The 18,916-nt window shown below is 64.1% G+C and carries 17 protein-coding genes and 1 tRNA gene; 8 read left to right on the forward strand and 10 right to left on the reverse strand.

From position 1 onward, the window contains the following. Positions 1-69 precede the first annotated feature (69 nt). Positions 70-1,611, forward strand: a complete 1,542-nt coding sequence (locus V5279_RS25545; protein WP_029082829.1) for an undecaprenyl-phosphate glucose phosphotransferase — start codon at positions 70-72, stop codon at positions 1,609-1,611. Between the two features lie 78 nt (positions 1,612-1,689). Next, positions 1,690-2,958 carry an O-antigen ligase family protein gene (locus V5279_RS25550; RefSeq protein ID WP_338689115.1) on the forward strand — a complete coding sequence of 423 codons (1,269 nt, stop codon included), beginning with the start codon at positions 1,690-1,692 and terminating at the stop codon, positions 2,956-2,958. On the opposite strand, the gene V5279_RS25555 is transcribed toward V5279_RS25550, so the two are convergent. Continuing rightward, a complete protein-coding gene (locus tag V5279_RS25555; RefSeq protein WP_166294682.1) occupies positions 2,930-3,454 on the reverse strand; it encodes a MarR family winged helix-turn-helix transcriptional regulator in 525 nt (174 codons plus the stop codon). The two genes, V5279_RS25550 and V5279_RS25555, sit on opposite strands and share 29 nt — an antisense overlap. 93 nt (positions 3,455-3,547) lie before the next feature. Here V5279_RS25555 and V5279_RS25560 point away from each other — a divergent pair, with 93 nt between their 5' ends. Beyond that, positions 3,548-4,747 (forward strand): FAD-dependent oxidoreductase, encoded by a 1,200-nt coding sequence (locus V5279_RS25560; protein WP_338689118.1) that lies wholly within the window; start codon positions 3,548-3,550, stop codon positions 4,745-4,747. 130 nt (positions 4,748-4,877) lie between these two features. On the opposite strand, the gene V5279_RS25565 is transcribed toward V5279_RS25560, so the two are convergent. The 3 genes from V5279_RS25565 to V5279_RS25575 all read right to left on the reverse strand — a co-directional run bounded on the left by V5279_RS25565 (position 4,878) and on the right by V5279_RS25575 (position 7,772). Further along, a complete protein-coding gene (locus tag V5279_RS25565) occupies positions 4,878-6,053 on the reverse strand; it encodes a saccharopine dehydrogenase family protein (protein WP_338689120.1) in 1,176 nt (391 codons plus the stop codon). 60 nt (positions 6,054-6,113) lie between these two features. Next, entirely contained in the window at positions 6,114-6,899 is a 786-nt protein-coding gene (locus V5279_RS25570) for a DUF169 domain-containing protein (protein ID WP_166294676.1), read from the reverse strand. 78 nt (positions 6,900-6,977) lie between these two features. Further along, complete coding sequence (locus tag V5279_RS25575) at positions 6,978-7,772, reverse strand: YdcF family protein (protein ID WP_338689125.1); 795 nt, start codon at positions 7,770-7,772, stop codon at positions 6,978-6,980. A gap of 66 nt (positions 7,773-7,838) precedes the next feature. On the opposite strand from V5279_RS25575, the gene V5279_RS25580 reads away from it, so the two are divergent. The 4 genes from V5279_RS25580 (at position 7,839) to V5279_RS25595 (ending at position 11,581) form a co-directional block, all read left to right on the forward strand. Next, on the forward strand, positions 7,839-8,780 hold the full coding sequence (locus V5279_RS25580) for an acetamidase/formamidase family protein (protein WP_338689127.1): 942 nt from the start codon (positions 7,839-7,841) through the stop codon (positions 8,778-8,780). An 85-nt stretch (positions 8,781-8,865) separates the two neighbouring features. Further along, positions 8,866-10,692, forward strand: coding sequence for an AMP-binding protein (locus tag V5279_RS25585; protein ID WP_338689129.1), 1,827 nt, complete (start codon positions 8,866-8,868; stop codon positions 10,690-10,692). A gap of 173 nt (positions 10,693-10,865) precedes the next feature. Next, positions 10,866-11,066 (forward strand): hypothetical protein, encoded by a 201-nt coding sequence (locus V5279_RS25590; protein ID WP_016844973.1) that lies wholly within the window; start codon positions 10,866-10,868, stop codon positions 11,064-11,066. 50 nt (positions 11,067-11,116) lie between these two features. Then, the gene (locus tag V5279_RS25595; RefSeq protein ID WP_338689141.1) at positions 11,117-11,581 is read left to right on the forward strand and encodes a GcrA family cell cycle regulator; all 465 of its coding nucleotides are present in this window, start codon (positions 11,117-11,119) and stop codon (positions 11,579-11,581) included. Here V5279_RS25595 and V5279_RS25600 read toward each other — a convergent pair whose 3' ends face one another. The 3 genes from V5279_RS25600 to V5279_RS25610 all read right to left on the reverse strand — a co-directional run bounded on the left by V5279_RS25600 (position 11,582) and on the right by V5279_RS25610 (position 14,894). Next, positions 11,582-12,544, reverse strand: a complete 963-nt coding sequence (locus V5279_RS25600) for an SDR family oxidoreductase (protein ID WP_338689143.1) — start codon at positions 12,542-12,544, stop codon at positions 11,582-11,584. Between the two features lie 182 nt (positions 12,545-12,726). Further along, positions 12,727-12,906, reverse strand: coding sequence for a hypothetical protein (locus V5279_RS25605; RefSeq protein ID WP_224497116.1), 180 nt, complete (start codon positions 12,904-12,906; stop codon positions 12,727-12,729). Positions 12,907-13,361: 455 nt separating this feature from the next. Further along, a complete protein-coding gene (locus V5279_RS25610) occupies positions 13,362-14,894 on the reverse strand; it encodes a porin (protein WP_338689145.1) in 1,533 nt (510 codons plus the stop codon). 453 nt (positions 14,895-15,347) lie between these two features. On the opposite strand from V5279_RS25610, the gene V5279_RS25615 reads away from it, so the two are divergent. Continuing rightward, a complete protein-coding gene (locus V5279_RS25615; protein WP_166205492.1) occupies positions 15,348-15,860 on the forward strand; it encodes a MarR family winged helix-turn-helix transcriptional regulator in 513 nt (170 codons plus the stop codon). Between the two features lie 460 nt (positions 15,861-16,320). On the opposite strand, the gene V5279_RS25620 is transcribed toward V5279_RS25615, so the two are convergent. The 3 genes from V5279_RS25620 to V5279_RS25630 form a co-directional block, all read right to left on the reverse strand. Further along, entirely contained in the window at positions 16,321-17,442 is a 1,122-nt protein-coding gene (locus V5279_RS25620; RefSeq protein WP_338689149.1) for a calcium-binding protein, read from the reverse strand. 672 nt (positions 17,443-18,114) lie between these two features. Further along, positions 18,115-18,192 (reverse strand) — tRNA-Pro (locus tag V5279_RS25625). A gap of 85 nt (positions 18,193-18,277) precedes the next feature. Further along, on the reverse strand, positions 18,278-18,895 hold the full coding sequence (locus V5279_RS25630; protein ID WP_338689152.1) for a MerR family transcriptional regulator: 618 nt from the start codon (positions 18,893-18,895) through the stop codon (positions 18,278-18,280). Between the last annotated feature and the right edge of the window lie 21 nt (positions 18,896-18,916).

Consider the following 18,916-nt stretch of genomic DNA (forward strand, 5'->3'; position numbering starts at 1 on the left):
TCACGTCCAGGGGAATTTCGCTGCAGCGCGCGGATGCCCATCTGCATGCGCAGGAATGGACGTGGACTCGTGGAACCGTTTAACGCACGCTCGATGCTGGATGCCGCTGCGTCTGCAACGGCTGCCAAGCCGCAGGTCGAACGCCGCCGGCGCCTGTCGCCGGCCGCACTCGCCGTTACCAATCAGAAAGTTCGCGGCGCCTATTCGCCGGTCGTGATCGCGGGCGTGGTCCGCGTCGCCGATTTCGTGCTGCTCAGCCTGGTCGGCGTCGGGCTCTATTTCGCCTATGTCCGCCCGCTCGCCGGCGGCATCCATTGGGGATACATCGCCTCGATCCTCGGCATGTCGGCCGCGGCGGTGGTCTGTTTCCAGGCTGCCGACATCTACCAGGTGCAGATCTTCCGCGGCCAGCTCCGCCAGATGACGCGGATGATCTCGTCATGGGCCTTCGTGTTCCTGCTGTTCATCGGCGTCTCCTTCCTGGCCAAGCTCGGCGGCGAGGTATCGCGCGTCTGGCTGTCGTCGTTCTTCTGCGTCGGTCTCGTGGTGCTGATCGCCGAGCGGGTGCTGCTGCGATCGATGGTGCGCGCCTGGGCGCATGACGGGCGGCTCGACCGCCGCACCATCATTGTCGGCGCCGATCAGAACGGCGAGCACCTGATCGAGGCGCTGAATGCCGACGATGATTCCGACATCCACGTGCTCGGCGTGTTCGACGACCGCAATGACTCCCGCGCCATGGATACCTGCGCCGGCTCGCCGAAGCTCGGCAAGGTCGACGACATCGTCGAGTTCGCCCGCCGCACCCGCGTCGACCTCGTGCTGTTCGCGCTGCCGATCTCGGCGGAGACCCGCATCCTGGAGATGCTGAAGAAGCTCTGGGTGCTGCCGGTCGACATCCGCCTGTCGGCCCATACCAACAAGCTGCGCTTCCGCCCCCGCTCCTACTCCTATGTCGGCAATGTGCCGACGCTCGATGTCTTCGAGGCGCCTATCACCGACTGGGATCTGGTGCTCAAATGGCTGTTCGACCGCGTGGTCGGCGGCCTTGCCCTGCTCGCCGCGCTGCCGGTGCTGGGGCTGGTGGCGCTCGCGGTGAAGCTCGACAGCCCCGGCCCGGTGCTGTTCCGCCAGAAGCGCTTCGGCTTCAACAATGAGCGGATCGACGTCTACAAATTCCGTTCGCTGTACCACCACCAGGCCGATCCCACTGCCTCCAAGGTCGTGACCAAGAACGATCCGCGCGTCACCCGCGTCGGCCGCTTCATCCGCAAGTCCTCCCTCGACGAATTGCCGCAGCTGTTCAATGTGGTGCTGAAGGGCAACCTCTCCCTGGTCGGTCCGCGCCCGCACGCCGTGCAGAGCAAGCTGCAGAACCAGCTGTTCGACGAGGCCGTCGACGGTTACTTCGCGCGCCACCGCGTCAAGCCCGGCATCACCGGCTGGGCGCAGATCAACGGCTGGCGCGGCGAGGTCGACACCGACGAGAAGATCCAGAAGCGCGTCGAATACGACCTCTATTACATCGAGAACTGGTCGGTGCTGTTCGACCTCTACATCCTGCTCAAGACGCCGCTCTCGCTGCTGACCAAGAACGAGAACGCGTACTGAGATCGATTGCCTGTCGCTGATACTCCTTCGCCGAGGCGAGCGTCAGCTTGTGTATCTGTTGCGTTGCGTGAGTATCCGATGGCCTATGCGGCGACAGCCGGGACGTCCCATTCGCTGACATCCGCGCCAGCGGGCGTGCTGGCGCTGCAGCGGGCGCTGGTGTGGCTGGCCGGCGCGTCCGGCGCCATCGCGTTCATCGAGCCGAGCCCGTATGAACTCGTCACGCTGACCGCCTGCGTGGTGTTCTTCGCCACGGGCCTGCGCATGCGGCTCGTGTTCATGCCGCTGTTGTTCACGCTGATCGTGCTCAATGTCGGCTACAGCATCGGCGCGGTGCCGTTCCTCGACAAGCCGGAGGTGGTGAACTGGGTCCTCACCTCCTGGTACATGGCCGTCACCGTCATCTTTTTCGCGATGGTGATGTCGGAGGATACCGAAGCCCGCCTCGACATGCTGCGCCGGGGACTGATCGTCGGCGCGATGATCGCCTCGCTCGCCGGCATCGCCGGCTATTTCCGTCTGGTGCCCGGCGGCTACGATCTGCTGACGCTGTACGACCGCGCCCGCGGCACCTTCAAGGATCCGAACGTGCTCGGCGCGTTCCTGATCCTGCCGGCGCTGTTCACGCTGCAGAGCGTCGTCTCCGACCACTTCGGCAAGGCGTTCCGCAATGCCATCGCCTTCGGCATCATCTCGCTTGCGATCCTGCTGTCGTTCTCCCGCGCCGCCTGGGGCGGCCTCGTCATCACCGCGGCCTTCATGCTGGCGATGATGGTGTTCACCAGCCGCACGCAGGCGCAGCGCTCGCGCATCATCGTGATGACCTTGATCGCCGCGGTCCTGGCGGTGGCGCTGATCGCGGTGCTGCTCTCGATCGGCTCAGTCGCCGACATGTTCAAGCAGCGCGCGAGCTTCGACCAGAGCTATGACGAAGGCCGCTTCGGCCGGTTCGGGCGTCACATCCTCGGCGCCCAGATGGCGCTCGAGCTGCCGTTCGGCATCGGGCCGCTGCAATTCCACACCTACTTCCCCGAGGACACCCACAATTCCTATCTCAACGCCTTCATGTCGGGCGGCTGGATCTCGGGGATCTGCTATCCGGCGCTGGTGTTCGTCAGCGCGTTCATCGGCTTCCGCTACATCTACATGCGGGTGCCGTGGCAGCGCGCCTATCTCGCCATTTTCGCGGGGTTTCTCGGCTTCGTCGGCGAGAGCTTCATCATCGATACCGACCACTGGCGGCATTTCTGGATGATGCTGGGCACGATGTGGGGCATGTACGCGGCGGCCGAGCGCTACCGCGCGACGGCGGCGCAGGTCACCGGCGAGACTTCGGCGACATCTTGAGATTGGCGCGCTGCTCCGGCGGCGTATCGATCACGGTCTTCAGCGCCGCGGTCGCCTCCAATACGCCCTTGTAGCCGTCAATGGTGAAGCGCATCAGCAGGCGAAGCTCGTCCTCGCTATAGCGGCTGAAGACCTTCGCCATCGCCTGCTGCATCGGCACATAGAATTGCCCGATCCTCTCGACGGCCTCCGGCACGACCGCGATGAACACTTTGCGCCGGTCGCTCTCGTCACGCTCGCGGCGCACATAGCCGGCCTTCTCCAGCCGGTCGATCACGCCGGTGATGGCCCCCGTGGTCAATCCGGTGACCTCGGCAAGGCGGCCTGCCGTCACGCGTCCTTCCAGGAAGACGATGTCGATGCATTCGAGATCGGAACCGGAAATTCCAGCCACGTTCGCAACGGCTTGACCGTACAGCACGCCCTGCGCCGACGACCGCCGCAGCGCCTCTTCCAGCTCCTGCAGCAAGGCGGCGCGCGATTTCGCGCTTGACAAGCTTCACCTCATACCTTAGTCGATAAATATCTTAGCATCTAAGATGATTAGCTGCTAACCCTTCCTACCCCACACGGATGCATGGAGCAAGGCATGACGTCACGTCCCCATAAAGCTCTGATCATCGGCGCCGGCATCGCAGGTCCGGTGACCGCGATGTTTTTGACCCGCGCCGGTATCGAGGCCGAGCTTTATGAAGCCTGGCCCTATTCGACCGGGATCGGCGGCGGGCTGCAGATCGCGCCCAACGGCATGCACGTGCTGGCGGAGCTTGGCGTCGCTGACGAATTGATCCGTAACGGCTCGATCGCCGAATCCTTCGACTTCTATTCGCAGGGCGGCAAGAAGCTCGGCTCGCTCAACCAGAACATGCAGCAGCGCTTCGGCCAGCCCGCGGTGAACATGTGCCGCGCGACCCTGAACGAGACCTTGATCGACAAGGCCTGGGCCTCGAACGTCTCGGTGTTCTTCGAGAAGCGGCTGGTGAAGATCGAGGATCGCGGCGACCAGCCCGTAACAGCCTATTTCGCCGACGGCACCACCGCCGAGGGCGATTTCGTGATCGGCGCCGACGGCGTGCATTCGGCGGTGCGGCGGCATGTGATCCCTGACGGGCCGACGCCGTTCGACACCGGGCTGATCGGCTTCGGCGGCTTCGTGCCGCGCGCCATGATCGAGCGCCTGCCGATCGGCCAGAAGGTGGAGAGCACGTTCGGGCAAAGCGGCTTCTTCGGCTACGGGCTGTGTAGCCCCGATCCGGAGACCGGTGCGATGTGGTGGAGCACGCAGCCGTCGCACGGCATGACCGCGGCGGCCTACCGGCTGCAAAGCCAGGACGCCATCAGGCAGCATTTGCGCGATTTCCACGCCGGCTGGCACGCGCCGATCCCCGAGATCATCGAGGCCGCGGAGAATATCGTGGTGACCGACACGCTCGACGTCGCAACGCTGCCGACCTGGTCGCGCAAGCGCACGCTGTTGATCGGCGACGCCGCGCACGCCACCAGCCCGCATGCCGGCCAGGGCGCGTCGCTCGCGCTGGAAGATGCGCTGCGGCTCGCGGTGCTGATGCGCGACGGCCAAGAGCTTGGCCTGACGTTCCAGGCCTTCGAGCACGAGCGGCGCCCGCGCGCCGAGAAGATCGTCGCGATCGCCCGCCGCAACGGCAACAACAAGCGCGAGTTCAGCCCGACCGGCGCCTGGCTGCGCGATCACATGCTGAAGCTGATCTTGCCGGTGTCGTCCAAGGGCATGGATTTTATGTACGCGTATGATCCACGCGCAGCGGCGTAGCATGTGGCTGTCATGCCCCGCGAAAGCGGGGCATCCAGTACGCCGCGGCTTCTCCGCTGAGCACAGGCGTCTCTGGAATACTGGATCGCCCGGTCGAGCCGGGCGATGACACTGAAGAAGGCTACGCGAACTACTTCTCGACCTCAAACATCAGCCCGGCGCGATCGACCAGGCGCTTGATGAGCTTGTGCTGCATCGCGGCCCCCGGGGTCCAGAAGCCGGGGGCGACATCTGGGGTATCGCGCAGCAGGCAGATCGCGCATTCCGAGATCATCTTCGAGGTCGAGCCGTAGCCGGGATCGCGATCGCCCTTGATGCCGGCGCGGACCATGCGGCCGTCGGGCGCGACCGCGAGATAGAGCAGATCGTAGCGGCCGTTCTCGCGCTCTTCCTTCGACGGTCCCTCGCCCGGCTTCGGCGCGCTCGGACCGGTCTTCTCGGCATTCAACGCCATCACGCGTTTTGCATTCGCCTCGCCCTTCTCGCCGGGACCGGTCAGAACCATCTCGTCGTAGATGAACTCCTTGCCGTAGGGAAAGCCCATCAGCATGTTGGAGCGGTGGACGTTGCGCGTGTTGATCAGCGCCATCATGAACGGCGCGGTCCACGAGTGCAGATCGTCCTCATAGGCCGGCTTGCTGCCGCGCGGCTGCTTCGGGCCCTCGAAGCCCGGCGTCAGCGCAAACGGATTGTTGAGGATCGCAACCAGGCTGAGGTCCTTGGCGACCGCATCGAAAGTCGCCTTGGCGCTCGCGGCCGTGCCGCCGGACAGCGTGCCGCGCATGTCGCGCACCCGGCCCTTGACGCGCTGTGCGGCCGCGCCGAACACGCGCCTGGCCTCGTCCTGGACAAAGAAGGTGCCGAGCTCGAACGGCACCGAATCGAAGCCGCAGGAGAACACGATGCGCGCGCCGCTGGCCTTTGCCGCGGCTTCGTATTTGTCGATCATCTGCCGCATCCAGACCGGCTCGCCGCAGAGATCGAAATAGTCGGTGCCGCTTTCCACGCAGGCCGCGATCAGCTCATTGCCGTAGAGCTGATACGGACCGACCGTCGAGATCACCGATTTGGTCTGGGCCAGCATCGCCTTCAGCGACGCGGCGTCGCCGGCATCGGCCACGATCAGCGGCGTATCGGCAGGCGCGCCGATCGCGTCGCGAACCGAGGCGAGCTTGTCCTTGCTGCGCCCGGCCATCGCCCATTTCAGGCTGCCGTCGCGATAATGCGCGGCGAGATATTCGGCGACCAGCTGGCCGGTGAAGCCGGTTGCGCCATAGACGACGATATCGAGTTTCGACGAGGACATGGATCAGGCTCCCTGCGATTGGGCGCCCTTTTGTCATTGCGGGCGCGGCGACGCAATCAGCTATTTCTTGGCGTAGGACACGCCCATGCCGGCGCGCACGTCGGCCTGAATGCCATAGGGCGCGATCGGGTAGCGCAGGCCGTTCTTGGCGAGCTGCTTCATGCCGGTGATCGCCTTCACCAGATAGGCCGGCGGCAGCGCCATCAGCATCTCCTCGTCGGGCACGCCGCCATAACGGCGCTCGGCGAAGCACGGCAGCGACAGGCTCGGCTCGCCGGTCTTCAGCGCCCGCCCCCACGAATCCGCACAGGCGGTTTCGCCGACCACGCCCCATTCGAACTTCTTGTAGCCGGTGTACTGCAGCCCGTTGATCAGGATGATCATCTGTCCCGGCGTCGCATAGACGAGGCAGATGTCGGGCGGATTGAGCCGGCCGCTGGTCAGCGGGCTCACCGCCATCGCCTGGTACCGGCCGTACGGCACGACGTCGAGCGCCTCCTGGCGCTTGCGCGCGTCTTCGGCGGTGCCATGCCAGACGCCGACATAGCTTTCGCCGGCAAGCCACTTCTCGTCCTGCGGCGCGAGCCCGATCACCGCGCGGCATTGCGCACCGACGAGATCGTCGCCGGTGATGCCGACCGTCCAGCCGAGCCGCGAGGCCATGCTGACGATCTGGTCCGTGGTGTGGACCGCCGACGGACGCCGGATCTTCGGGATCGCCTCCATCTCCTCGACGCGGGCGAACATCTTGATGCCGATGACCGTGGTCTTCAGCCGCAGCAGGTTGTTGAGATCGGCAACGATTGCCGCGAGGTCGAACTGTTCCGGTGGTGTCTGCTGTTGCATGGCGAAAACTCCCGTGATCGGCGGCTTGCCGCCGCCTGTTGTGGCGATGTTAGCCGGATTGGCTGATGGACGACAGGCCTAGCGCGCCGCCGGTCCCGGCAGCAGATCATCGGTTTTGCCCGCCAGATGATAGGCCGCGAGCCCGATCCACTCCCGCGTGGCGACGTCGGTGCGCGACAGGCCGTCGATCGCAAACGTTGCGAAGCTCATGACATTGCCGGCGCGCCAGTCGACTGGATAGGCCTCGACGCTGAATCCCGCCTTGCGGAACAGGCCGACCGAACGCGGCATGTGATAGGCTGACGTGACGAGCAGCCAGCGCTCGCCAGGCTTCGGATCGACCAGCGCCTTGGAGAATTCAGCGTTCTCCACCGTGTTGCGCGAGCGGCGCTCGATGATCAATCGCGATCTGGGAATGCCGAGGCTCTCGAACAGTTCGGCGGCATAGTCGGCTTCGCGCGCATCGTTCGAGATCAGGTTCGCGCTGCCGCCGGTGAACACCAGGCGCGCGTTGGGGTATCTGCGCGCGAGCGCTGCCGCCGCGATGACGCGATCGGCCGCGCTGCGCACCACCGGCGTGCCATGCGCAACCGACAGATCGGCATCGATCGATCCGCCAAGCACAATGATGCCGTCAGGCGCGCCACGCGAGGCGTCCCATGGCGGAAAGCGCTGCTCCAGTGTAACGATCAGGACATTGCCGAGCGGCGAGAAGCCGCAGATTGCGAGCAGCAGCAGCGCGCCCACCATCAGCCTGCGGCCGAGACGCGCAAACCGCGTCAGCAACAGCACGGCGCCGATCACGCCGATACCGATCAGGAAATTGATCGGCAGCAGCATGATGCCGAGCGTCTTGGAGAGCACAAAAAACAAGGGAAGCCTCTGCGAAGTTCTGCTACAGCGTCATACGCCGCCGGGAACGCAATAAAAAGAAGTCACATGACCCATCATCATCTGAAGTCCAGTCCCGAAACCTGCCATTGGGGCTTCTTTGAAGCCAGGCTCAAGCCGGTCCTCACGATCGCAAGCGGCGACGAGGTCACGGTCGAGACCGTCAGCGGCGGTCCGGATGTGGTGCCCGACCGCGGCAAGTTTGTCGTGCCGCCGGAGCTCGACGACATCCATGCGAAGAACGAGCGGATGGTGCCCGGGCACATTCTGACTGGCCCGATCGCGGTCAGCGGCGCCGAGCCCGGCGATGTGCTCGAGGTCGATATTCTCGACGTCCAGCTGCGCCAGGACTGGGGCTACAATCTGATCAAGCCGCTGTCCGGCACCCTGCCCGACGATTTCCACGAGACCCGCCTTCTCAACATCCCACTCGATCGCGACCGCATGGTCGGCCGCATGCCGTGGGGGCTCGATCTGCCGCTGAAGCCGTTCTTCGGGGTGATGGGCGTCTCGCCGCCGCCGGCCTGGGGCCGCATCTCCTCGCTGATCCCGCGCGCGATGGGCGGCAATCTCGACAACAAGGAGCTCGGCGCCGGCGCCAAGCTCTATCTGCCGGTGTTCGTGCCCGGCGCACTGTTCTCCTGCGGCGACGGCCATGGCGTGCAGGGCGACGGCGAGGTCTGCGTCACCGCGATCGAGACCGCGCTCACCGGCCGCTTCCGCCTGACCCTGCGCAAGGATCTCAAGCTCGCCTATCCGCGCGCCGAGACCGCTGATCATTACATGACCATGGCGATGGATCCCGACCTCGACCAGTGCGTGGTGCGGGCGCTGCGCGACATGATCGTGCTGCTCGGCGAGAAGCGCAATCTGTCCCGCGAGGACGCCTATACGCTGTGCAGCCTGGCCGCCGACCTGCGGGTGACGCAGACGGTCAACGGCTCCAAGGGCATTCACTGCATGATCGCCAAATCGGTGGTCCACGGCTGACAGGCGGTCGATAGGCCGCACTTGTTCCGCAGGCGCGGCTCGATACAATCCCCGTCCCAACGAACAAGAATGGACGGGGACGGATATGCTGAAGGACAGGCTTTCGCCGGCCGACGAGGCTATGCGCGACAAGGAGATGCAGGAGACGCTCGCCGCCTGCCCTCGCATCCTCGACCTCATTGCCCGCGGCCCGCAGGGCGCGCCGGACGCCGAAGCCGCGATCTATCTGCGTTCGCCGCTCGATCCCAATCCGGTCGTGATCTCGAACGATCAGCTGATGGGCTGCATCAAAGCCGCCGAGAACTATTTCCGCGCGCAAGGCATCGGCAAGGACGATCCGGTCGCGGTTCTGCTGCCGGCGTGTCCCGCGACTGTGGTCGCGATTTTCGGCGCAGCCGCCTGCGGCGTCGCCGAGCCCCTCAACCTCTTGTTCACGCGCGAGGCAATCGTCGCCCAGCTCAATGCGATCAACGCAAAACTGTTGCTGGCGCCGCCGCCGGGCATGCCTGGCGGGCTCTATGAGAAGGTCGAGGGCCTGCAGCGCGAGGTGCCGTCGCTCCAGCGCATCGTGATCGTGCCGCTCGACGGCACCATCTCCTTCGATGGCGATGTGCTGCGGCCGGATCCGGCCTGGCGCAACGACTACGGCAAGTCGACGGACATGAGCGAGGCCGACCGCGTCGCGGTGATGCTGCCGACCGGCGGCACCACCGGCCATCCCAAGGTGGCGCGGCTCACCAACCGCGCGATGGTCGCCTCCACGCTGTCCTCGCGGATGGCGCTCGACTTCCATCGCGGCGAGCGCGCCATGATCACGATGCCGCTGTTCCATGTCGGCGGCTTGTTCTGCACCACGGCCAACAGTCTCTCGGCGGGCACGACCATGCTCATCCCGGGCCCCGCCGGTGCGCGCGATCCGGCGCTGGTTCGGAACTTCTGGCAAATCATCGAGACATACCGCGTCAACATCGCCGGCAATGTGCCGACGACGCTCGGCGCGCTTGCCGACGTTCCGGTTGCGGACAGCGACATCTCGAGCCTGCGCGTCACCGCCACCGGTGCCTCGATCTGCCCGCCGGAGATCGAGCGACGTTATCTCGCGACCTGGGGCGGCCCCTGCATCCAGCAGCTCTACGGCATGACCGAACTCGCCGGCGCGATCACGCATGACGTGCACGGCGTAAAGCCCCGCGCCGAGAGCGTCGGCACCCGCAATCCGCTGGTCGAGCTCGCGATCCTCGACGGCGGCAGGCTGCACACCGGGCCGTGGCCGTCACCGGTCGGCGAACTCCTGACCAGGGGCCCGCAGGTGTTTGCCGGCTACGTCGACAAGAAGCAGACCGAAGAGGCGTTCCGTGACGGCTGGCTGCGTACCGGCGACATCTGCCGGATCGACGCCGACGGCTTCGTCTACATCCTGGGCCGCGCCAAGGACGTCATCATCCGCGGCGGCCACAACATCGACCCGCGCGCGATCGAGGATGCCGCGTTGCAGTTCCCGGGCGTGGCGCTGGCGGCCGCGGTCGGACGTCCCGACAGCTATGCCGGCGAAGTGCCGATGCTGTTCGTCTCGGCGCAGCCCGGCGTCCATATCGATCCGCTGGAGCTGGCTGCCTTCGTGCAGGACAACATCCCGGAGCCGCCGGCGCGCCCGCGCGCGGTGTCGGTGATTGCGGAAATGCCGGTCACGCCGGTCGGCAAGATCTTCAAGCCGAAGCTGCGCGAGATCGCCGCCGGCGAGGCCGCGCGCGAGCTGCTGGCGCAGGAAGGGTTGTCCGGCGAGGTCAGTGTCGACGCCATCACCGATCCATCCCGCGGGCTGTACCTGAGCGTGAGCGCGCCGCCTGGCAAGGCCGAAACGGCGGAGCGGCTTCTGAAGAAGTTCCCGGTCAAGGTCGAGATGCGATCCTAACGCCTTCATTTGCCTGAATATTCTGCCCCGAACATCACGCCGGAGTTGACCTCCGGCGTGCGTGGGCGCGGCTGGCCGCTCTCGCAGCTGACGGCTTGACGAACCGCCTTACTCCTAAATAGACTCTAAATAGGTACTTTTCAGTACAGGCGTTCAGAGCTAAGCGTTTTCTCATGGCTACAGAAAAGGCCGAAACCGACCGCGTCCCGGTCACGCTGGCGCTCTCGACCATTGGTTATCTCGAGAAGCTGGTGCGACAGGGCACCCACGGCACGAGCGTCCCGGGCGTTGCACGGACATTGATCGAGGAAGGCATTCGGCTCGCCATCAAGGACGGGTTGCTTGCAATCCGCGACAACGGCCGCACGCCCTGACGCGGGGGTGTGCCAGCGCGGCGGTTCAACACAGAACGTGGAACCGTCAGATGATTGCCATCGAACCGACCTGGACGCCGGAGCGCGTCGACCAACTCAAGATCTACTTTGAAGCCGGCCTCTCCTGCCGCGACATCGCTGTCAATATCGGCGTCAGCCGCAATGCGGTGATCGGCAAGCTGTCGCGGCTGAATCTCACGCGCACGACGCCGGACGAACGCCGCGCCCGGCGGAAGAGATCCAGCGCGCACGCCGCGCAACGGGCGACGGCGAAGCAGCAGCTGCAGCTGCTGCAGTCGGTCTACCAACAGGAAGCCGACGATGCGCCTGTTGTCAGCGCCAACAACTGCTCGCTGTTCGAACTGAGCGAGCAGCGCTGCCGCTGGCCGATCAGCACCCCGGGCGCCGACGATTTCTGCTTCTGCGGCAATACCCCGCTCGGCGGCATGCCCTATTGCTCGGGGCATTACCGCCTCGCCTATCAGGCCGGATCGCGCCAGCGCGCGATGCGTTAATCAGCCGACCTTCCAGCCGGTCGCCGCGACAAGGTTCTGATAAAACTCCGGCGTATAGGCCTGCTCGGGCGTGTTGCGCACCCGCTCGTCGAGCGTATGCGCGTCGTCGCCGACCAGGATGCGCCAGCGCTCGGCCTTGACGCCGTCGAGGATGATCTTGGCCGCGGCGGCGGCCGAGGTCGGCGCCTCGTCGTGGAAGATGCGGGCGCGGTCGAGTGCGATCTGCTGGATGTCGGCATCCGACATTTTGGCGACGTCGATGCCCTGCCCTTGCAGGCGCTGGCGGGCCTGCTTGAGCTCGTCGGCATTCAGCTGGTCGGAGCCATTCTGCACCTTGCGCGAGTTCGACACGATCGAGGTGCCGATATGGCCGGGCATCACCACCGAGCATTTCACATGCGGCGCGTTGAGACGCAGATCGTTGATCATCGCCTCGGTGAATCCCTTCACCGCGAACTTCGCCGCGCTGTAGGCGGTGTGCGACACGCCCAGGCCGACCGAGGCCCAGAAGCCGTTGACGCTCGAGGTGTTGACGATGTGCGCCTCGTCAGCCTTCACCAAGAGCGGCAGGAAGGTGCGGACACCGAGATAGACGCCGCCCCAGCAGATGTTGAAGGTGCGCTCCCACTGTTCACGCGTATTGGTGAAGAGGCTGCCGCCACCGCCGATGCCGGCGTTGTTGAACAGCAAATGGATCTTGTCGGTGGCCTGCTGCTCGATCAGCTCATCGCGGAAACGCTTGTAGTGATCCTCGATCGAGACGTCGGCGATGTGGGTGGTGATGCGCAGGCCCTGCGGCAGCTTCTCGACCTCGCAGAGCCGCTTGGTCTCGGCCATCGCCTCGGCCGAAACGTCGCACATCGCGACATTGCATCCCTCGGCAACGAGCTGCCGCGCGAGTTCGCGTCCCATGCCCGTGCCGCCACCCGTGATGACGGCAATCCTTCCAGCAAAATCCTTCATGCGAGATCCGTTCCTTCCCTGCTTCTTGTTCGTTTTGGCGGGAGCGCGGATCGCACTCCCAGCCGCTTTGGCTGAGGCACTCTACATCACCGAATTATCGCCCAGCAACGGCGCCTGCCAGGCAGCCGGCCGTGCAACGAAATCATTCCGTGTTGCGAACAGTATCCATTGATCAAAAAGCGCTATTCGGCGGTCTCGATGTGCACAGGCGCGCGCCGCCGCAGCACCGCGCTGCCGGCGCTCAGGACCAGCCTGAGGAGGCCGCGCCACGAGAAGTCGATGACCACCTCATGGTGCCGCAATCCCTTGCCGCCCTTCACCAGCCCGAGATCCCGTATCAAGCAATAGTGGCCGCTGCTCATGCGCGCGAGGCGGCTGTTCTTGAAGAGTCCCATGAATGGCGAGAATGCACTGCGGATCGATTCCGTCAAATCTTGACGGCGTCGAATCGGCGAGACGATGTGAACCTGTGTGCGGTTGGCAGCCGGCAATCGTAGCGCGCCTCACGATCGGGCAGCAGCGGTCCAGCCTTAAATCAAAAACCTCCGGCAGGGCATTGCCGGAGGTTTGGGAGGCTTAGCAGCAAGCTAAGAGCCATCATTCAATGTGTTGTTGGCCATTCCATATATAGTTTAGTAGATCAGGTAAGTAAATAAGTTTGCGGCCAATGAATCGCATGGCTCGTCTTCGTTGTCCGCGTGGACCGAGATGGACGCAGCTCTGCTTCTGCAATCGATCAGCAATCGATTCTTGCCAAAGAAAAACCCCGGCAGTTGCCTGCCGGGGTTCTGTAGGATCGTGATCAGATCAACCGGTATTACCAGTTGCGCTGAGCGCGGAAGAGCATCTGGACAGTGTCCTGATCCTTCAGCTCGTAGGTCGCGACCGGCTTGCCGATGCCAGTCGAGGACGTGGTGATGACGCCCGAATACTTCTGATCGAGGTGGACGTAGGTCACGTCGGCCGAGAAGGTCAGGTTCTTGACCGGGGTCCAACGGGTGATCACGCCGATCTGCGAGATGTTGTAGTCGGGGTTGCAGTTGGTCACGCCAGCGCCGCCAGCGAACGCGGCACGGAAGGTACCACCCACGCCACCAACGCCGCAGATGAGCGCCTTGGAGGTGTCGTTGTACGAGACTGCGGCATAGGCGCCGTAGATCGCGGTGTTCCAGTAGGGATCCCAGTTATGGGTGTAAGCACCGCGCATACCCCAGGTCTTGATGGACTGCTGCGCTCCGCCGGGGCCGAACACCGTGTCAGGTGCCGTACCGAAGCCAACGCTGCCATAGACGCCGGGCAGGCTCGAGCCACCGTAGATGGCGACCGAGCTGGCCTGGCTGGCCAGTTCCTGGATGTTGTAACGGGTCGCACCATCCGTATAGACGCCCTGGATGTTGATGGTGTCGCCGGGTCCGGTCGGGATGTTCTTGATCGACAGGGCCAACGCACCAGCCCAACCCCACTTGTCGTCGGGATGACCGGTCAACTCGGTGCCGCCGTAGTAGGCAGCGTGGTTGTCATGCGCGGCGACCGACGCCTGGAAGATACCCCAAGCCTGGTCGACCTTCAGCGCAGCGACGAAGTCCGGCGCGATCGTGCCGGCGTAGTCGCTGGTGCCGTAAGCACCACCGGCGCCGAGGTTGTTCACGCCAGCCTGCATGTACGCCACCTGGTCCTGCGCCGACAGTGCGAGCTGCACGCCGTTGCCGAACTGCGCGGTGTAGGTGAACTGGTTGATGCCGTTGGTGGTGTTCACGCCACCGACGAGACCGTCGTAGTTGTTGCCCGGATAACCGTTCCAGGGAGCAGCGAACTGCGAGACCGCCTTACCCATGGTGAAGCCGGCGAACTGGATGAAGGCGTAGTAGACGCCGACTGCACCGGCAGCCACGTTGCCCGAACCAGCGTTGTTCGGCGCAGAAGCCGAGCCGATCGCCGAGTAGACGGTCGAGCCGTTGCCCTGGCCGGTGTAGCTGTCGGAGGTCCAGGTGAACACCGCGTCGAAATAGGTGCGGACCACGCCGTACTCGGTCGCGGTGCGGGTGTCGATGTTGAAGTCTTCACGCGAACGCCAGGTGTAGCCGTTCGTGAAGCGGTTGTTGGCGCCGCTGGGGCCATTGATGTTCGGGCCGTAGACGCTGTTGCCGTTCACCACAACGTCAGCGCGCAGGTAGCCGCCCAGCTTGATGCAGGTGTCGGTGCCGGGGATGTAGTAGAAGCCCGGACCATAAAGAGAGCAGATCTTCACGTACTCGACCGCTTTGGCCTTTACGGGAAGATCGGCCGCCTGTGCCCCGCCGACCGCGACCAGCGCAGCCGTCGAGCCCAGGATAAGGCTCTTCAAATTCATATTAAACCTCCAAGTTGCTCATATGCGTAGAGTCCGGAGCTGCGAGCGCCCCGTGATCCTCCCGCATTGTCCAAGACCGCTTTCCCCAAACCCCGCACCCGCAGATCAATCTGTGGAGTGCGACGGACTTGAACGATCACCGCAACGGGACGATCGAGATTCCCCTACCGCCGGGTTCAATATGCCTTGGCGAGTTCGCCAATCAAAATAGTTTATAAAGTCAGGAATGCGATTGCGGCCACACTGTGTCTCGCCGGCAACGCTGCCCGTAAGCCCTTTGGTTAGCAGGGAAAACTTGTCGCACCCCAAATAGTCCAATCGTCACAGGACCATCATAATTACTTTACGTTCACTTGCGTTCGTTGGCGGCTTACGAGAAAGATCGCGATGCCGAGCGGGAAACAAGAATAAACCAGCGCAAAGCTGAGTCGGCACCTAGGGAAGAGGAAAGCTGTGTCAGTGACCAGGAAGGATACAACGCGCCTGCGCGCCATCGAGCATCTCGACATCATCAAGCGCTTCACGCTCGAGATTTCCTCGATCAATTCGCACCTCGAACGTGTCCGCCAGATCTGGGGCAAGGCGCTTGGCGTTAGCGGTCCGCAATGGATGATTCTGATCGCGATCTCGGATCTCGACAAGGACGACGGCGTGCCGATCAACGTGGTGTCGAAGCTGCTGCACGTCGATCCATCGTTCGTGACCACGCAATCCAAGCTGCTCGAGCAAAAGGAGCTGCTGCGTCGCACCCCCTCCCTGGCCGATGCGCGCGTGGTCCGGCTGTCGCTGACCGACAAGACGAGGAAGCATCTGGCGGGCCTCGCCAGCCAGCACAAGGCGTTCAAGAGGACCGTATTCGAGGAGTTCAGCGAGCCTGAACTGGCCGAATTCACGGCCAAGCTTGCGATGCTCAACAACCGCCTGGAAAAGGCGTGTCTGATCGTCGCGATGGATTCAGATACCTGAAGCGACCGGCGCGGCGCGCCTGAGATCGCGGCCCCACGATTCGACCAGAGCCTTTTCCGTTCCGATGGAATCGGAACGGGGCTCTAGATTCCTGTTTTGACGCGTTTTCTTTACGCGAACCGGTAGCCACTTCGCTCGAAAACGCTCCAGGCACCCGACCGGGTCGGGCAACAGCCTCGCCGCTCAGCGCGGTGACCTATCCATGGCCTCGCCCGGGCGACTGGAAGGCCAGAAAAGCCGCAATACCCAGCAGTGCAGCCCAGACCAGGAAGTGTTCAGCGATCACTATCAGCCCTCCATTTGATTGATGGAAAGCATGAAACGGGCCACGCGATGGGCTGGACACTTGAACGGGCTGCACAAAGAAACGGCTCGCGAACAACCCTGCATACCGTCTGCGGAACGAGTGCTCACCGCAGACAGCCCGCCCGAAGGCGCCGCACCGTTCGACCGAACGCAACTACGACAGAATGTTGAAGTCCGCCGCGGTGACCGTGCCTGCGGTCGCACCGTTAAGCCAGACCGCGGTGGCGCCGTCGACCTGAATAACGAAGTACGCGCCGTTCTGGTAGGAGTGTGCCAGCACATCGGCGAACGAACTGAAGCCGCTGCCAGTGAACTGCACGGTATCCGTGGCAGCGTTCCAGTCCTGGACCACCTGGACACCCGGCGCTCTCCGGGAGACGAACGTATTGTTGCCGCCGCCGCCGAAATAGTAGTTCACGCCGGTGCCGCCATCGAAATAGTCGTTGCCGGCACCGCCGATGAGAACGTCGACGCCGTCACCGCCATACATGACGTCGTCGCCATTGCCGCCGTAGAAATAATCGTTGCCGGCCTGGCCGTACATGACGTCGTTGCCGTCGTCGCCGATCTCGACCGCGCGGCCATTGGCGACGATGACGTCGTTGCCTGCTCCGCCGTAGGCGGTGCCGCCGTCACCGACGCTCATGTAGATCCAGTCGTCGCCGGCGTCGCCTTCGAGCAGATCGACGCCGTCGTCTCCCACCAGCGTATCGTTGCCGTTGCCGCCGAACGACGTGTCGTTGCCTCCGCCTCCGAACAGCACGTCATTGCCGTCGCCACCGAAGAGCAGGTCGTCGCCGCCGCCGGCCACCAGGACGTCGTTGCCGCCGTTGCCATAGAGGCCCGGTGCTACGGAGGTGCCGGAGGCCACCAGGATGTTCGCTCCGCTTTCGTTGCCCTCGCCGCCATAAATCGTATCGCTGCCGGCCGAGCCATACAGAGCGTCGCGCCCGACACCACCGTCGATGTAGTGGGACTGCGTCGTCAGCGTGCCGCCATCCTGAACATAGTCGTCGCCGTTGCCGCCGTACTCGAACGACGTGCTGGCGGTATTGCCACCCTGAATCCAGTCATTGCCAGCGCCGCCATACATCTCGCCGTAGGCCAGACTGCTCCATTGCGCCGTCAAGAAATCGTCGCCTTGGCCGCCCTCCCAATAGTCGGAGCCGGCAATGCTGCTTGCCAGTGTGTCGTTGCCCTGGCCGCCATAGAGCGCGTCAAAATTGCTTGCAGAGGTGACGCTGTTGTCGGTGCTATCTCCGTAGAATACGGGCATGTTTGACTTCCCTGAATACTGGCTCTCGTCGAGGCGACGTTGTGCTTCCGGCTTCGCGAACCTCGCAATCGGGAACGCTCTGGCGCCTTAAAGGGCTAAGCGGCGAGCGCCAAAGTCGCCTCGATGACGAGTGCTCCAGCCGGAATGCGATTTCATAGTATTGAGAAAGGGCGCCAACAGAGATGCCCACACGGGCTACCCCAACCTGACGACCACCGCGCGACCGGCCTTCCCGAGGATTCCGCGCACCCCGCACATACCTGCGAGGACGCCGACGCCGTTGGCGCCAACGACTTCAATTTCCACGATAATTGCTGGATGCCGCAACCCTGCTCGCCGTGACCAGCACGCCCGCCCGAGATCGCCGAGGCGCTTTGCCGGATCGTCGACAAGGCGCTGTGCGTCATTGAGCCGCGGCGTGCGCGCGCAGACGTATCGCTTCGTCAGCCAAACGGTCTTGCAGCGATTGTGATTGCTTGAAACAACGCCGCCTTTGCATTTGCGCTGCTAACCGGGCGATCTCATCACCGATGGTAGGCGGCGGGGTGATGAACCCTAACAATCGAACGACGCAGAGCGCCAGGAACGGCGGACGAAAAAATTGGCGAACAATTGGCAACGGGCGGCTTTGTACCGCCCGCCCCGATCCGCCACAGAATGTATTGAGTAAAATGGTCGGAGCGAGAGGATTTGAACCTCCGACCCCTAGTCTCCCAGACTAGTGCGCTAACCGGGCTGCGCCACGCTCCGATGCCGTTCCATTAGCTGCGATCCTGTGTTCGCGCAAGGCAAAGCAGGCCTTTCAGGGCCGCAATCGGGACCCCGGTTCCCCGACTCAGCCGTCCTTCATCGCCGCGTCGATCATCTGCCGGCAGGCGACCAGCTCCTGCAGCACGCGTTCGAGCCGCTCGCGATCGGCCGACGGAACGGAGGGGCGCACCGGCGGCGCCGCAGCCGACGCCTTACCCGGCTGCGCGGACGCCTTGCCCGGATGGGCGTGCGCCTTGTAGGTCGACAGGATCGGATCCTCGTCGGGATCGACGAATCGGTAGTCGATTCCCTGCTCGTCGCCGTCGCCCTCCTCGCCGTCGAAATCGAGGCCGTCATTGCTCTCGAGCTCGTCGGGCTCGGCCATGCTGTTGCCGACCGCCTCCTCGACCGCGCCGAACGAGACCGCCGCGGTCTGGTCGGCGATGCCTTGCACCGACTTGATGCCATGCTCCTTCAGGATCCGCTGCACGCCGCGGATGGTGTAGCCCTCGCCGTAGAGTAGCCGGCGGATGCCCTTGAGCAGGTCGACGTCGTCAGGGCGATAATAGCGGCGGCCGCCGCTGCGCTTCATCGGCTTGATCTGCGCGAAGCGCGTTTCCCAGAACCTCAGCACATGCTGGGGAATATCAAGCTCGTCAGCGACTTCGCTGATGGTACGGAACGCATCCGGCGCCTTGTCCAAATGCCCGCTCCTCTCGCCTCA

It is taken from the genome of Bradyrhizobium sp. 26S5, assembly GCF_036923295.1.
Lineage (GTDB): Bacteria > Pseudomonadota > Alphaproteobacteria > Rhizobiales > Xanthobacteraceae > Bradyrhizobium > Bradyrhizobium septentrionale.